At 62.7% G+C, this 13,718-nt stretch carries 16 protein-coding genes; 7 read left to right on the top strand and 9 right to left on the bottom strand.

Going from position 1 to position 13,718, the window contains the following annotated elements:
* From E8M79_RS03465 to thpR, 5 genes are all read right to left on the bottom strand, one after another.
* Complete coding sequence (locus tag E8M79_RS03465) at window positions 1-927, bottom strand: DUF2971 domain-containing protein (RefSeq protein ID WP_137150523.1); 927 nt, start codon at window positions 925-927, stop codon at window positions 1-3.
* Entirely contained in the window at window positions 927-2,135 is a 1,209-nt protein-coding gene (rlmN, locus tag E8M79_RS03460; protein WP_137150522.1) for a 23S rRNA (adenine(2503)-C(2))-methyltransferase RlmN, read from the bottom strand. Before rlmN ends, E8M79_RS03465 begins: the two co-directional genes overlap by 1 nt.
* Window positions 2,136-2,277: 142 nt before the next feature.
* Complete coding sequence (locus E8M79_RS03455; RefSeq protein WP_137150521.1) at window positions 2,278-2,781, bottom strand: invasion associated locus B family protein; 504 nt, start codon at window positions 2,779-2,781, stop codon at window positions 2,278-2,280.
* Window positions 2,782-2,873: 92 nt separating this feature from the next.
* Complete coding sequence (locus tag E8M79_RS03450; protein ID WP_137150520.1) at window positions 2,874-3,395, bottom strand: invasion associated locus B family protein; 522 nt, start codon at window positions 3,393-3,395, stop codon at window positions 2,874-2,876.
* 345 nt (window positions 3,396-3,740) lie between these two features.
* Window positions 3,741-4,280 carry an RNA 2',3'-cyclic phosphodiesterase gene (thpR, locus tag E8M79_RS03445; protein ID WP_137150519.1) on the bottom strand — a complete coding sequence of 180 codons (540 nt, stop codon included), beginning with the start codon at window positions 4,278-4,280 and terminating at the stop codon, window positions 3,741-3,743.
* 196 nt (window positions 4,281-4,476) lie between these two features.
* On the opposite strand from thpR, the gene E8M79_RS03440 reads away from it, so the two are divergent.
* Window positions 4,477-5,247: a Bax inhibitor-1/YccA family protein gene (locus tag E8M79_RS03440; protein ID WP_248304875.1), complete on the top strand. Its 771-nt coding sequence runs from the start codon at window positions 4,477-4,479 to the stop codon at window positions 5,245-5,247.
* A 133-nt stretch (window positions 5,248-5,380) separates the two neighbouring features.
* Window positions 5,381-5,890: a GNAT family N-acetyltransferase gene (locus E8M79_RS03435; protein ID WP_171015683.1), complete on the top strand. Its 510-nt coding sequence runs from the start codon at window positions 5,381-5,383 to the stop codon at window positions 5,888-5,890.
* 8 nt (window positions 5,891-5,898) lie between these two features.
* Here the strand turns inward: E8M79_RS03435 and E8M79_RS03430 are convergent, their stop codons facing one another.
* The 4 genes from E8M79_RS03430 to acnA all read right to left on the bottom strand — a co-directional run bounded on the left by E8M79_RS03430 (window position 5,899) and on the right by acnA (window position 10,592).
* On the bottom strand, window positions 5,899-6,363 hold the full coding sequence (locus E8M79_RS03430) for a GNAT family N-acetyltransferase (protein WP_137150518.1): 465 nt from the start codon (window positions 6,361-6,363) through the stop codon (window positions 5,899-5,901).
* Entirely contained in the window at window positions 6,360-6,707 is a 348-nt protein-coding gene (locus E8M79_RS03425) for a DUF2794 domain-containing protein (RefSeq protein WP_248304900.1), read from the bottom strand. The genes E8M79_RS03430 and E8M79_RS03425 overlap by 4 nt, the downstream gene beginning before the upstream one ends.
* A gap of 341 nt (window positions 6,708-7,048) precedes the next feature.
* Entirely contained in the window at window positions 7,049-7,789 is a 741-nt protein-coding gene (locus E8M79_RS03420) for a DUF1223 domain-containing protein (protein WP_137150517.1), read from the bottom strand.
* A gap of 130 nt (window positions 7,790-7,919) precedes the next feature.
* A complete protein-coding gene (gene acnA, locus E8M79_RS03415; protein WP_137150516.1) occupies window positions 7,920-10,592 on the bottom strand; it encodes an aconitate hydratase AcnA in 2,673 nt (890 codons plus the stop codon).
* Between the two features lie 171 nt (window positions 10,593-10,763).
* Between acnA and ccmA the strand changes: the two genes are divergently transcribed.
* Genes ccmA through E8M79_RS03390 form a run of 5 tightly spaced genes read left to right on the top strand, consistent with a single transcriptional unit; the run spans window position 10,764 to window position 13,526 of the window.
* A complete protein-coding gene (ccmA, locus tag E8M79_RS03410) occupies window positions 10,764-11,396 on the top strand; it encodes a heme ABC exporter ATP-binding protein CcmA (protein ID WP_137150515.1) in 633 nt (210 codons plus the stop codon).
* Window positions 11,393-12,046: a heme exporter protein CcmB gene (gene ccmB, locus E8M79_RS03405; protein WP_137150514.1), complete on the top strand. Its 654-nt coding sequence runs from the start codon at window positions 11,393-11,395 to the stop codon at window positions 12,044-12,046. The genes ccmA and ccmB overlap by 4 nt, the downstream gene beginning before the upstream one ends.
* A 12-nt stretch (window positions 12,047-12,058) precedes the next feature.
* Window positions 12,059-12,820, top strand: coding sequence for a heme ABC transporter permease CcmC (gene ccmC, locus E8M79_RS03400; protein ID WP_137150513.1), 762 nt, complete (start codon window positions 12,059-12,061; stop codon window positions 12,818-12,820).
* Window positions 12,817-12,993, top strand: a complete 177-nt coding sequence (ccmD, locus tag E8M79_RS03395; protein WP_248304874.1) for a heme exporter protein CcmD — start codon at window positions 12,817-12,819, stop codon at window positions 12,991-12,993. The genes ccmC and ccmD overlap by 4 nt, the downstream gene beginning before the upstream one ends.
* Window positions 12,990-13,526: a DsbE family thiol:disulfide interchange protein gene (locus tag E8M79_RS03390; protein ID WP_137150512.1), complete on the top strand. Its 537-nt coding sequence runs from the start codon at window positions 12,990-12,992 to the stop codon at window positions 13,524-13,526. Before ccmD ends, E8M79_RS03390 begins: the two co-directional genes overlap by 4 nt.
* The last annotated feature ends 192 nt before the right edge of the window (window positions 13,527-13,718 follow it).

The following is a 13,718-nucleotide window of genomic DNA, read 5'->3' as shown; positions in this document are numbered from 1 at the left end:
CTAAACTGTAACGAATGGAATTTCGGAACACGAGACTTGAATCGCCATTTTCTTGATCCGGAAATACTCCCGCAAGGAAGAGGCAATTCGCTCTTGATGAGCAGATGGGCCCACCAATATCCCTTTTAGAGCGCTAGTCTCGGGGGTGCAGAACGGCAACTCAATGTATGGCACGACTGCTCCATTCGCGTATCTGGCGCGAACTTCCTTTACAGGCAAAAGCGATCTGGGGTGGGTATCCACGATCGCTGCTGCAGCAATTCTGAATTCAGCTTCTTCTTTGAACGAGGCATGTTTGATGAAACAGAACACGCCCACAATGTCGTCAAGATGATCTATGGGCGCTGACTTTATCCTATCCAAGGGATAGACCAACCCGGCGCTTTTGGCGTCGACCGAAATTGCCCAAGGGGTCAAGTCGGCCAAATTGCTAAAGAGCCGCTTGGTTGGTCCAGTTGGTCGTTGACCCGGCCTCATATAGGCGACGCTGCGGTGCCAGATATCTGCATACCTAGCTACTTCACGATCTGCAGCTGTCGCTTTGACCAATTGCTCTTGGTCGAAAACGAGGGCAACGCCTCGACTTCCATAACCTCGCCAGAGGCTTAGAACCCCATGCAGCCTGGCGTAATCGTCGCCGGGCTTTGTGAAACAAGCAACATATATCGGCGACAGCTTTTCCAGGGGCTGGGTAATTGCATCTACGAGAACGGCTCCATTCTCGAAGGGTCTTGGCTCGAGGCCTTGGACATACTTCAGTTCTTCGTCTGCCCGATTATTGATCACCGAAACAGCCATATCTCTGGCAAAATCAAACTCGAGACTGTCGTTCAGAAACCTTATGTGACTCGCGAAAATCTTGCCGCTATCGATGATCTTCAAGGCAGATTCGACGGTGGTATAGTGAAAGACGGTGTCCTTCGTCATCACACCCCCGCCAGGGCGTCCCTGTCCTTCTTGCTTAGCCTCTCGCTCTCGCTTTTGAGCTGGCCGCAGGCGGCAAAGATGTCGCGACCGCGTGGGGTCCGCACCGGACTGGCATAACCGGCCTTGTTGACAATATCGGCAAAGCGCTCGATGCGGCTCGAGGGCGAGGTGCCGTAATTGGCGCCCGGCCAGGGATTGAACGGGATCAGGTTGATCTTGGCCGGAATGCCGGCCAGCAGCCGCACCAGTTCGCGCGCCTCGGCATCGCTGTCATTGATGCCATCGAGCATCACGTATTCGAACGTAATGCGGCGGGCATTGGAGAGGCCGGGATAATTGCGGCAGGCTTCCAGCAGCTCTTCGAGCGGCCACTTCTTGTTGATCGGCACCAGCACGTCGCGCAGATCATTATTGGTGGCATGCAGCGAAATGGCCAGCATGACATCGATCTCGCGGCCGGTCGGCTCGATGAAGGGCACCACGCCCGATGTGGAAAGGGTAATGCGGCGCTTGGACAGGCTCATGCCGTCGCCCGCCGAGGCAATCAGCAGCGCCTGCTTGACGTTCTCGTAATTGTAGAGCGGCTCGCCCATGCCCATCATCACGATATTGGTGATGGCGCGGGTATCGCCATGCGGCACCAGGCCCCCATCGTCCGGCCGCGTGCCGCCAGGGAAATCGCCCAGCCGTTCACGCGCCATCAGGATCTGGCCCAGGATTTCGCCGGCGGTGAGATTGCGCACCAGCTTCTGCGTGCCGGTGTGGCAGAACGAGCAGGTCAGCGTGCAGCCCACCTGCGAGGAGACGCAGAGCGTGCCGCGGTCTTCCTCGGGGATATAGACGGTTTCGACCTCGACCGGCGGATAGTTAGGATTGGCCGGATCGCGGAAGCGGAACAGCCATTTGCGCGTGCCGTCGCTCGACACCTGCTCGGAGACGATCTCGGGACGATCGAGATTGAAGGCATCGCTGAGCTTCTGGCGCACCGGCTTGGCCACATTGGTCATGCGCTCGAAGTCAGTGGTGCCATTGACATAAAGCCAGTTCCACAGCTGGCTGGCGCGCATGCGCGCCTCCTTGTCGCTGGCGATACCGGCCGTGGTCAGGGCTTCGGCCAGCGCCGGCTTGCTCAGGCCGATCAGCGACGGACGGCTGGCGACAGCCGGGCGGACTGCGGTCGAATGGTCAAGGTTCAGCGCGATGCTCATGGCAGGCCAGGGATCCCTTCAAAGGGGCAACAATGCAGGAAAGTCCGCGCGCCATAGCATAGCCGGCGACAATTATCAAAGTCACGCCAGCGGGAGGCGGCCTTGCGTCACCCGCCGGAGCAGCATGACGGGCGGGAAACGCCTAGCAGCCCGAGGCGATGGACTGTTGCGCGGCCGTGGCGCCCGAGAGCGAATAGGACTGGGTGACCTTGATGCCACCGGCGGTCACGCCCTCCACCGTCATGCTCGAGCCGGCCCGGATGGCTGCGGCCAGCGTTGCAGCCTGGCCGGCATCGTCAAGCCAGGCGGCGTCATTCTGGGTGAACAGGTTGAACACCTGCCCGCTCACATTGACGGTGGCCTTGCTGTCGGGCTGGAAGGAGAAGCCAGCGACCAGGTTGAACTCGGCATCGATATTCTCGGCCGGGCGCTTGGTCACATAGATATAGGCCTGGGTATAGCCATCGGGCGTGGGCACCACGCTTTCCGGCTTGGTCATGGCAAAGCAGACCGTGCCCGTGCTGTCATTGGCGCTATAGCTCGACCAGGCGCGATGCTCGCCCAGCAGACGCACCTGCTGGGCCTGGGCCGCAACGGGGGACATCAGGCCGGCAACAAGGGCTAGCGCGACGGCGAACTTGGTCATCAGGGCCTCGGCATCGGATTTAGACGACGGACCGGTCGGCCCAGCGCCCAGTTATGGCGGATTGCCCGCCGGGGGCAACCCGCAATGACGGCTTATTTACAGGCCGCGTCGATGGCGTTCATCGCCGCCGTGGCCCCACTCAGCGAATAGCTGTCGGTGGTATTGGTGCCACGCTGGCTGGTGCCCTTGACCTGCAGCTTGGTGCCAGCCTTGAAGGCCTGCACGAACCCGCCCTCGTCGCCCGTCGAGGCCAGCCAGGCGGCCGAGCCTTCGGTGACCATGGGATAGGCCTTGCCATCAATGGAGGCGCTGGCCTTGGCATCGGTGCTGTTGAACGGGTAGCCGATGATGGTCTGCACCTCGTTCTTGGTGCCCATGCCCTTGCGGTGGATGATCATGAAATGGATCGGGTCGCGATTGGCGCCCGCCGGTTCACTGCTCTGCGGGGTCGCCGAGATATAGCAGATCAACCCGCTCGCATCAGTCGCCGACCAGGCGGTCCAGGCATTGAACGTGCCCAGTTCGGTGGCCTGCTGTGCCTGTGCGGCAGGGGCCAGGGCGATCATCGCGCCCAACGCGAGCCCAACAACCAGACTGCCGGATTTCATCGTCATCGCCAATCTCTTCCTCATCTTGAAGGTCCGCTGCCAGGGGGAACTGCCCGCCAAGTGTGCCCCCAACATGGTTACCAAGGTGTCAAATGCCGCCGCATAAGATTGATTTTGCATCAATAGCAGATCAATCACGGCGGCATTTTGGCGGCCCTGGCCATGTGGCCTCCGGTTTGCGCTGTCAGGGTTAAAATAGCCCTAACATCAGCGTCGGCCGACAGGCCGATCGCAGCGTCGGCGTCAGCCGATCGCCCGGTGTCGGCGTTAGCCGATCGCTCACCCGTGACCGGACGTGCCTCAGGCAGCAAGCGGATAGCTCAGCTTCGGCCGACAGGCCGATAGCTCAGCTTACGCAGCAAGCGGATAGCTCTGTTCCACCACATAGGGGCCGCCGCCCACCGAATCCCGGCTGGAAAACAAGACGAACCGTCCCACCGGAAACTGCAATGGCTCGAAGCGCCCGGCCTCGGCCATGAAGCGCGCCGCATCCAGCGCATTGGTGCCGCGCAGCCGCGCCAGGGTGACGTGCGGCACGAATTTGCGCCCTTCGGCCGGCAGGCCCGTCCGCTGCAGCACCCGTTCATGCGCCGCCTGCAACTGGCTCAGCGCCGGGCTGGGCTCGACCCCGGCAAACAGCGCCCGCGGCTTGTCGCCGCCAAAGATGCCCAGATGGGTGAGCCGCACATCAAAGCGCATCGAATTGGACAGCCGGTCCAGGCTATCGGCCACCTCGTCGGCGGTCTGGTGATCGACGTCGCCGATGAACCTCAACGTTATGTGATAGCTGTCGGTATCGATCCAGCGGGCGCCGGACAGGCCGCCCCGCTTGAGCGAGAGGGCAAAGCCCACCGCCTCGGGAACCTCTAGACCGGTGAAGAGCCTGGGCATTTTGGCCCTCCTCTGTTCGGGATCAGCACGATTCGCGCCTCAGCCTAGCACAGCAATTGTGACCGGCCAGTCGTTTCGTCGCATAGGTTCAACACGTCTTGTAAAGCCCCGGAGTGGCATCCATATTGATCGGCAAGTGGCAGATAGTGCCCACCGGCGGAAAAAAACACCGCTCCATAATCGAAAGGAACCGAAATTGGCTCAATATGACCGCCAGACCCTCGGAGCACGGGCCGGATCGGCCTTGGCCATTGACGAAGGTTTGCGCAGCTACATGCTGCGTGTTTACAATTACATGGGGATCGGTCTGGTCGTGACCGGCCTGGCAGCCTGGTTTGCCGCCGCTGCCGCCGTGACCACCAATCCCGACGCCGCCGTTGCCACCATGAACAACGGCACCATGCTCACCCAGTGGGGCTATCTGCTGTTCGCCAGCCCGCTGCAGTGGGTAGTGATGCTCGCCCCGCTCGCTTTTGTGCTGGTGCTGAGCTTTGGCATCAACAAGCTCTCCGTGCCGGCCGCCCAGGCCACGTTCTGGGCCTTTGCCGCCATCATGGGCGTGTCGCTGTCGTCCATCTTCCTGGTCTATACCGACGCTTCGATCGCCAAGGTGTTCTTCATCACCGCCGCGACCTTCGGTGCCATGAGCCTTTATGGCTACACCACCAAGCGGGACCTGACCCAGATGGGCAGCTTCCTGATGATGGGCCTGATCGGCCTGATCATCGCTTCGGTGGTCAATATCTTCATGCAGTCCTCGATGATGGAATTCATCATCTCGGTGGTCGGCGTGCTGATCTTTGTCGGCCTGACCGCCTATGACACGCAGAAGATCAAGGAAGGCTATTCGGAGTCCTATGGCGCCGAAGTGCTGGCCAAGGGCGCCATCATGGGCGCGCTGAGCCTCTACCTCGACTTCATCAACCTGTTCATGATGCTGCTCCGCCTGTTCGGCAACCGCGAGTAAGCATCAAGCCGGCTTGATGGCCATCAAGAGCCCTTGATGGACACATCAAGCAATTTGGTTGGACGATGATCCGGACCGCAGCCTACAAGGGTTGCGGTCCTTTTGTTTGCCTGTTGAGCCCGTCGCCGAGATCATGTCCGAACCCCTGCCCGCGATCACCCTGCGCCCCTTTGCCTGGAGCGATGTTCCCGCCATCACCGCCATCTATAAGTACTATGTGGAACAGACGGCGATCACCTTCGACACCGAGGTTCCCGGCGAAGAGGCCATTGCGGAGAAATACGCCGGGCTCAAGCGGCTCGGCCATCCCCTGATCATCGCCGAGTTGGACGGAGAGACGGTGGGCTATGCCTATGCCAGTTTCTATCGGCCGCGCGCCGCCTATCGCTTCACCTGCGAGGATTCGATCTACCTGCGCCCCGACATCAAGGGCCGCGGCATCGGCAGGCTGATGCTGACCGAACTGCTGGCCCAATCGCGCGCCTTCGGTTTCAAGCAGATGATTGCCGTGATCACCGCCGATACCGCCAATTCCATCGCCATCCACGAAAAATTCGGCTTCCGCCATGTCGGACGCTATGAGGCCGTGGGCTACAAATTCGACCGCTGGCACGACATCGTGCATCTGCAGCTGGCACTGTAAGCCGTCGGCTAGAGCGCCTTGCGCATCGGGTAGCTGGTGGAAAAACCCTCGACCTCGGGCGGGCCGTCGTCGTGCCAGCCACGATCGAGATAGAATCGGTGCGCGGTGGTGGTGCTGACCAGCCGTGCTTCGGCATGGCCAGCGGCCTTGAGCACCGCCTCGAGATGGGCCATCAGCGCACCGCTGACGCCGCAAAACCGGTGCTCTGGCGAAACATAGTTGAACATCACAATGCCCGCGTCATTGACGGCGCCGACAGCGGCCAGCGCCCCGTCGCGCTCGGCCACAAAAAATGTCTGGGTCGGATTGGCCATCATCCTGGCGACCCCGTCCGGCGTGCGGTTGCTCACCCATTGCGCGACATTGCCGGGGTCATCATGATGATCGGCACTGCACAATTGGGTGACCGACGCCGTCATCACCGCACTCATGGCAGTGACATCGGCCGCAACGGCGCGGCGAACGGTGATCACCCCACGACCGCCAGCTGCGGATCGAGCACGCGCAACACCAGTCCCAGCTCATGACCACGCTTGAGAATGCGCCCCTGCTGGTTGGTCACCGCATATTGGCCCTGCCGGTTGCGCAGCTTGGGCGTCTTTTCGATGATGAACAGCGGGCGCTCCGACACGCGGGCATAGACCGAGAACACCGCCCGCTCGCGCAGGAAATCCATGGCATAGTCGCGCCACTCGCCCTGCCCCACCTTGCGGCCATAGAGCGACAGGATCAGCGCCAGTTCCTTGCGATCGAATGCAACAATGACCGGGGGCTTGGCTGGCGCGGCACTCGCCAGGGGCTCGCCGGCATGCACCAGCGAGAGCGAAACGGCCTTGTCGATCGGTGTACGGCTCTGCACCGGTCCGCGTGCTCCCGTGTCAAAGAACCGTCATGATCGCGGCATTTGCGCCGCGACGCAAGGGGCTGCGTCGCGCGCCACAAACCCCAATATGGTCACAATTCTTCCCTGAAGGCGCCAGATTGGCCTGACAACCTCTGATCATTGCCTCCAGTGGCGAACACCTGGGCTGACTGAGCCCCCAAACCTGACGCTCAGGTGTTCGCTCGTCATTCTCAATGACCTATGCGACTTGCCCCGACCTTCCCCCAAGGTCGGGGCTTTTTTCTGTTCGGTATCTGGCGCGGATGGACCGGCGCTCAGCGCTCGAAGGCAGCGGCGCCCAGGATCGGCCCGGGCAGGCCATTGTGTTCCTGCTGCACGATCACGGCGATGCCCGTGCTGGTATCGGCCAGCATTTCGGGTATGGGCAGCTTGAGGCTGGCGCCACTCTTGCTCTCCCACAGGCCCAGCGCCTGCCGCCCGGTCACCACCTGGGTATAGACCATGGATTTGCCGGCATTATTGCCCGTCTCAATATCCACATCGGCTCGGCTGATATAGGTCACCAGCCACACCACCGCATCGCTGAGCGCGCTGTCGGCGGGAATGGTCACCTTGAGCATGTTGCGATCCTGCGTCACCGCCACATCCAGCGGCAGCTTGGCGCGATCGATGGCGCCATTGACCTCATTGCGCCGCGACCCCACCACGCCGATGGCGCCATTGACCACCATCTGCGGCGTATAGATGCGCGAGGAGCCCCAGCTCTGCGCATAGGCGCGCTGGCGATCAGAATAGGCGGCCGAACCAAACGTGTCCTTCCAGCCCACATAGTCCCAATAATCGACGTGATAGGCCAGCGCCAGCACATCGCCACGCTCGGAGAGGCTGGTCAAAAGCGCATCGGCCGGCGGGCAGGACGAACAGCCCTGGCTGGTGAACAGCTCCACCACTGCCTTGGGCTGCACACGCAGGCTGTCGGCCTGGACCGGCAGGGTCAGGCACAGCGCGAGCAGGAATGGGCCCAGCAGGGCTGACAAGGGGGGCCGGAGGATCATGACAAGGTTGTAAGCCGCCGCCGCCCGGACTCGCTAGTCAAAAGAGGGTGAGAAAGCCGAATTCCTCTGGCTCAACGAAAAATGGCGGCCCTTGCGGGGCCGCCATCGCTTGTCTCAAAACGCCAGCGCCTTATGCGGCAACCAGGCTGCGCAGCACATACTGCAGGATGCCGCCGTTCTTGTAATAGTCCAGCTCATTGGCCGTATCGATGCGGCAGCGCGTCTCGACCGAGAGTTCGCTGCCATCGGCGCGGGTGATCTTGACCGTGACCATGGCGCGCGGCGTGATTTCGGTGACGCCGGCAATGGTGACGGTCTCGCTGCCATCCAGACCCAGGGTCTGCCAGCTGGTGCCGTCTTCGAACTGCAGCGGGATCACGCCCATGCCGACCAGGTTGGAGCGGTGAATACGCTCGAACGACTGGGCAATCACGGCGCGCACGCCCAACAGGTTGGTGCCCTTGGCGGCCCAGTCACGGCTCGAACCCGTGCCATACTCCTTGCCAGCAAAGATCACCAGCGGCGTGCCGGCGGCCTGATAGGCCATGGCGGCATCATAGATGGCCATCTGGCTGCCATCGGGGCCCTTGGTGTAGCCACCTTCGACGCCATTGAGCATCTGGTTCTTGATGCGGATATTGGCAAAGGTGCCGCGCATCATCACTTCATGATTGCCGCGACGGGCGCCATAGGAGTTGAAATCACGCGGCGCCACCTGGCGCTCTTCGAGATATTTGCCGGCCGGGGTGCTGGCCTTGAACGAGCCAGCCGGCGAGATGTGGTCGGTGGTGATGGAATCCAGGAACAGCGCCAGGATCTTGGCATTGTCCACATTGGTGATCGGCTTGGGTTCCATCGACATGCCCTCGAAATAGGGCGGGTTCTGCACATAGGTCGAGGAGGAATTCCACTTGTAGGTCTCGCCGCCATCAACAGCGATGCCCTGCCAGTTCTTGTCGCCCTTGAACACGTCCGAGTAGCGCCCCTGGAACATCTCCTTGGTCACATGCTTGCGCACGATCTCGGCGACCTCATGATTGGTCGGCCAGATGTCCTTGAGGTACACCGGCTTGCCATCCTTGGAGGTGCCGATGGCATCCTTGGTGATGTCGATATTCATAGAGCCGGCAATGGCATAGGCCACCACCAGTGGCGGCGAGGCGAGGAAGTTCGCCTTGACGTCGGGGTTCACGCGGCCTTCGAAATTGCGGTTGCCCGAGAGCACCGAAGCGGCGACCAGATCGCCTGATTGCACGGCCTTGGAGATCTCGGCCGGCAGCGGACCGGAATTGCCGATACAGGTGGTGCAGCCATAGCCCACGAGGTTAAAGCCGATGGCGTCGAGGTCTTCCGAAAGGCCTGCGCTATCGAGATAATCGGTGACGACCTGGCTGCCGGGGGCGAGCGAAGTCTTGACCCAGGGCTTGGAATCCAGGCCCAGCGCGCGGGCCTTGCGGGCCACGAGACCCGCTGCCACCAGCACGGACGGATTGGACGTATTGGTGCACGAAGTGATAGCCGCAATCACCACATCTCCGTGACCGATTGCGTAGTCGGTGCCCTCAACGGCAATGCGCGGATTGTCGGTCTTGCCGAATTCCTTGGGCAGGCCGGTGATGAACTTGTCCTTGGCCTGGTCGAGCGCGATACGGTCCTGCGGACGCTTGGGACCCGAGATCGACGGCACGACGGTGGTGAGATCGAGTTCGAGCGTCGCGGTGAACACCGGGTCGGGCGAATTGGTTTCGCGGAACATGCCCTGGGCCTTGGAATAGGCTTCGACCAGCGCCACACGGTCCGCCGCGCGGCCCGAGGTGGTCAGGTATTTCAGCGTATCGGCATCGACCGGGAAATAGCCGCAGGTGGCGCCATATTCGGGGGCCATGTTGGCGATGGTCGCCTGGTCTTCAAGGCTGAGGTAATCCAGGCCCGGGCCGTAGAATTCGACGAACTTGCCGACCACGCCCTTCTTGCGCAGCATTTCGGTGACGGTCAGCACGAGGTCGGTGGCGGTAATGCCTTCGTTGATCTTGCCGGTAAGCTTGAAGCCCACGACTTCCGGGATCAGCATGGTGATCGGCTGGCCCAGCATGGCCGCCTCGGCTTCGATGCCGCCGACGCCCCAACCCAGCACGGCCAGGCCATTGACCATGGTGGTGTGCGAATCGGTGCCCACCAGCGTGTCCGGGTAGGCGACGGTCTCGCCATTCTCGTCCTTGGTCCACACGGTCTGGGCGAGATATTCCAGGTTCACCTGGTGGCAGATGCCGGTGCCGGGGGGCACGACGCGGAAATTGTCAAAGGCCGACTGGCCCCAGCGCAGGAACTCATAGCGTTCGCCATTGCGCTCATATTCGAGCTCGACATTCTGGCCAAAGGCCAGCGCCGTGCCGAAATTGTCCACCATCACCGAGTGGTCGATGACCAGGTCAACGGGCACCAGCGGATTGATCTTCTGCGGATCGGCACCCAGCTTGGCAGTGGCGTCGCGCATGGCGGCCAGATCCACCACGGCGGGCACGCCGGTGAAATCCTGCATCAGCACGCGGGCCGGGCGGTAGGAGATTTCATGTTCGGAGGTGCGGGTCACCAGCCAGGTGGCCACGGCCTCGATATCGGCCTTGGTCACGGTGCGGTTGTCTTCGAACCGCAGCAGGTTCTCGAGCACCACCTTCATCGAGTGCGGCAGGCTGGAAACGCCCTTGAGGCCGTTCTTTTCCGCTTCCGCGATCGAGTAATAGGTGTAGGTCTTGCCGCCGACCACGAGGGTCGATTTGGACTTGAAGCTGTTTACCGAGGTCACTTTGTTCCGCCCGTCATCTGGTGTTGCGGCAGGCGCTCCGGTTTCGGACTTTTGCCCGACAAACCGTCCAAATGCGCTGCCTTTCCTGGAATGACTCCAATCTATAAGCGCTTATAGAGAAAGACGATTGGGCTTGCCAGCCCGACCCGTGGTTCAATACGAGAAGGGGTCATGACTGATCGGCAAGTCTTTTCCCCTCTGCGCCTGTCTGCGAGCGGCCTCAGCTGCGGTCGCGGCGGCATGGCGCTGTCCAGCAATATCGGCTTTGACCTGGCCAATGGCCAGGCGCTGCTGCTGCGCGGCCCCAATGGCACCGGCAAGACCACGCTGCTGCTGACCCTGGCCGGTGTCATCGCGCCGCTGGCGGGGACCTTCAGCGCCGAGGGCGCCGATCCCGACAGCCGCTGGCTGCATTATTGCGGCCACCGCAATGCCATCAAGGCCCGGCTGACCGTGCTGGAAGACCTCAGCTTCTGGGCCGAGCTCAACGGCCCCACCGGCATGGCGCCACTCGAGGCCCTGGCCGAAGTGGGCCTGGGCAAGCTCGATGGGCTGGACGCCGGGTTTCTGTCCGCCGGGCAGTCGCGCCGCCTGGCGCTGGCGCGCCTGCTGGTGAGCCTGCGGCCCGTCTGGCTGCTCGACGAACCCACCGCCGCGCTCGACACCGAGGGCCATGCGCTGGTGACACGCCTGCTCGACCGGCACCTGGGCATGGGGGGCCTCGCCATCGCCGCCACCCACGATCCCATCACCCTGTCCGATCCCACCCGCCTGGGCGTGCTGCAGCTGGAGCGGGCATCATGAGCGCCTTTGCCGCCATGCTGCGCCGCGAATTGCGCCTGTCCCTGCGCGGCGGCGGCGATGTGCTGACGCTGGTGCTGTTCTTCATCATCGTGGGCGCCATCGTGCCCTTTGCCGTCGGCCCCGACCGCACGCTGCTAGCGGCTATTGCCCCCGGCATTGTCTGGATCGCAGCGTTCCTGGCGATGCTGCTCGGCCTCGAACGCCTGTTCCGCCCCGACCATGAGGATGGTGCCCTGGTGCTGCTGCGCCAGGCCGAGCTGCCGCTGAGCGCCATTGTAGCCGCCAAGCTGATCGTGCACTGGCTGGTGTCGGCCGTGCCGCTGCTGCTGGCGACGCCCGTGCTGGCCGTGCTGCTGGCCATGGATCTCGACAGTTTCGGCCGCACCATGATCTCGCTGGCCCTGGGCACCCCGGCGCTGGCCGCCTTTGGCGCCATCGGCGCAGCGGTGACCGTTTCGATCCGCCGCGGCGGGCTGATTGCCCCGATCCTGATCGCGCCGCTGTCCATTCCGGTGCTGATCTTTGGCGTGGGCAGCATCACCTCGCCGCAATCGAGTGCGGCCACGCTGTTTCTTGCGGCATTGAGCCTCATGGCTCTGGCCTTGGCTCCCTTTGCCGCCGCGCTTGCGATAAGCTCCGCCGAAGATTAGAGCCATGGCCCCATGACAGCAGATACCGAACCCAAGCTCAATTGGTGGAACCGCCTGGCCAATCCGGGGCAGTTCGTTGCCTGGACCACGCCATTGCTGTGGCCGCTGACCATACTCACCGCCGTGCTCTTTGTGCTCGGCCTCTGGTTCGCCTTCTTCAATTCGCCCGCGGACTACCAGATGGGCGACACCGTGCGCATCATGTATGTGCATGTGCCCAATGCCTGGCTGAGCCAGTTCGTCTACGCCACCATGAGCGTCTCGGCGCTGGGCACGCTGGTCTGGCGCCACCCCATGGCCGATGTGTCCATGAAGGCCGCCGCCCCCTTGGGCGCGCTGTTCACCGCCCTGGCCCTGTTCACCGGCGCCCTGTGGGGCCGCCCCACCTGGGGCACCTTCTGGGAATGGGACGGCCGCATGACCTCGACCCTGGTGCTGCTGCTGATCTATCTGGGCCTAGTTGCCCTGTGGCGCGCCTTTGACGACCAGCTGCGCGCCGCCCGCATCATCGCGGTCTTCACCCTGGTGGGCGCCATCAACATTCCCATCATCAAATTCTCCGTCGACTGGTGGAGCACGCTGCACCAGCCGGCCAGCGTGTTCCGCCCCGATGGTCCGCGCATGCCCGGCTCGATCCTCGTGCCGCTGTTCGTGATGTTTTTCGCGTTTACATTCCTGTTTCTCACGCTGCACCTCAAGGCCATGCACACCGAGGTCAAGCGCCGCCGGGTGATGACGCTCAAGCGCCGCCTGGCGCAGGGAGGCTCGGCATGATCGATCTGGGACCGCACGCCGTCTTCATCGTTTGGGCCTATGTCGGGGTCGCCCTGGGCATTGCCGGGCTGATCGGCTGGACGCTGTTTGACGCGCGGCGCACCGCCAGCGAACTCAGCCAGCTCGAGGCCCGCGATCCCCGCCGCCAACGCCCGGCGGACGCAACGCCATGATGCGCTATGTGCTCTTTGGCCTGCCACTGATCGCCCTGATCGCCCTGGTGGCGGTGTTTGCTGGCTCGATCAACCGCGATCCAAACCTGGTCCGCTCGGTGCTGATCGACAAGCCGGCGCCCAGCTTTGCCATGCCCGCAGTGGAGGGGCTGGGCGTGCCCGGCTTTGATACTGAAGCGCTCAAGGGTCAGGTCAGCGTGGTCAATGTCTTTGCCAGCTGGTGCATCCCCTGCCGCGCCGAGCATCCCCTGCTGCTGGCGCTCAAGGATGTGACCGACGCCAAGCTCTTTGGCATCAACCAGGCCGACGCCCCCGAAAACGCCCGCGCCTTCCTTGAGGAGCTTGGCAATCCCTATGCCGCCGTCGGCGCCGACCGCGACCGCCGCGTCTCCATCGACTGGGGCGTCTATGGCGTGCCGGAAACCTTTGTGGTCAATGCCGAAGGGATCATCACCTTCAAGCATGTCGGCCCGCTCGATCCGCAATCCTTCGAGACCGAGCTGCTGCCCGCCATCGCCAAGGCGCAGAACTAGCCTGTCTTAGATTGTTTCAAGTTCAGATTGACGCGGTTCTATCGCCCCCTCCCCACCCGGGTCGCGCCTCGGCGCGCCCGAGTGCAAGCTCCTGAGGGGAGGGTTGGGGTGGGGGTGGTTCTGCGGGCCACCGATGGACCCCCTCCCTCGTTCCCTCCCCTCAAGGGGGAGGGAGGCAAAGGAGCCGCAAAG

The organism is Devosia sp. FKR38 (assembly GCF_005222805.1).
Taxonomy (GTDB): Bacteria; Pseudomonadota; Alphaproteobacteria; order Rhizobiales; family Devosiaceae; genus Devosia.
The sequence above is the reverse complement of the archived record's forward strand: the minus strand, read 5'-3'. Positions and strand labels throughout refer to the sequence as shown.

Excerpts from the sequence above, each read along its gene's own strand:
- ccmA (WP_137150515.1), top strand. The coding sequence starts at position 10,764 with ATGACTGATCGGCAAGTCTTTTCCCCTCTGCGCCTGTCTGCGAGCGGC.
- E8M79_RS03435 (WP_171015683.1), top strand. The coding sequence starts at position 5,381 with ATGTCCGAACCCCTGCCCGCGATCACCCTGCGCCCCTTTGCCTGGAGC.
- E8M79_RS03455 (WP_137150521.1), bottom strand. The coding sequence starts at position 2,781 with ATGACCAAGTTCGCCGTCGCGCTAGCCCTTGTTGCCGGCCTGATGTCC.
- thpR (WP_137150519.1), bottom strand. The coding sequence starts at position 4,280 with ATGCCCAGGCTCTTCACCGGTCTAGAGGTTCCCGAGGCGGTGGGCTTT.
- rlmN (WP_137150522.1), bottom strand. The coding sequence starts at position 2,135 with ATGAGCATCGCGCTGAACCTTGACCATTCGACCGCAGTCCGCCCGGCT.
- E8M79_RS03450 (WP_137150520.1), bottom strand. The coding sequence starts at position 3,395 with ATGACGATGAAATCCGGCAGTCTGGTTGTTGGGCTCGCGTTGGGCGCG.
- ccmB (WP_137150514.1), top strand. The coding sequence starts at position 11,393 with ATGAGCGCCTTTGCCGCCATGCTGCGCCGCGAATTGCGCCTGTCCCTG.
- E8M79_RS03465 (WP_137150523.1), bottom strand. The coding sequence starts at position 927 with ATGACGAAGGACACCGTCTTTCACTATACCACCGTCGAATCTGCCTTG.
- E8M79_RS03420 (WP_137150517.1), bottom strand. The coding sequence starts at position 7,789 with ATGATCCTCCGGCCCCCCTTGTCAGCCCTGCTGGGCCCATTCCTGCTC.
- ccmC (WP_137150513.1), top strand. The coding sequence starts at position 12,059 with ATGACAGCAGATACCGAACCCAAGCTCAATTGGTGGAACCGCCTGGCC.
- ccmD (WP_248304874.1), top strand. The coding sequence starts at position 12,817 with ATGATCGATCTGGGACCGCACGCCGTCTTCATCGTTTGGGCCTATGTC.
- E8M79_RS03390 (WP_137150512.1), top strand. The coding sequence starts at position 12,990 with ATGATGCGCTATGTGCTCTTTGGCCTGCCACTGATCGCCCTGATCGCC.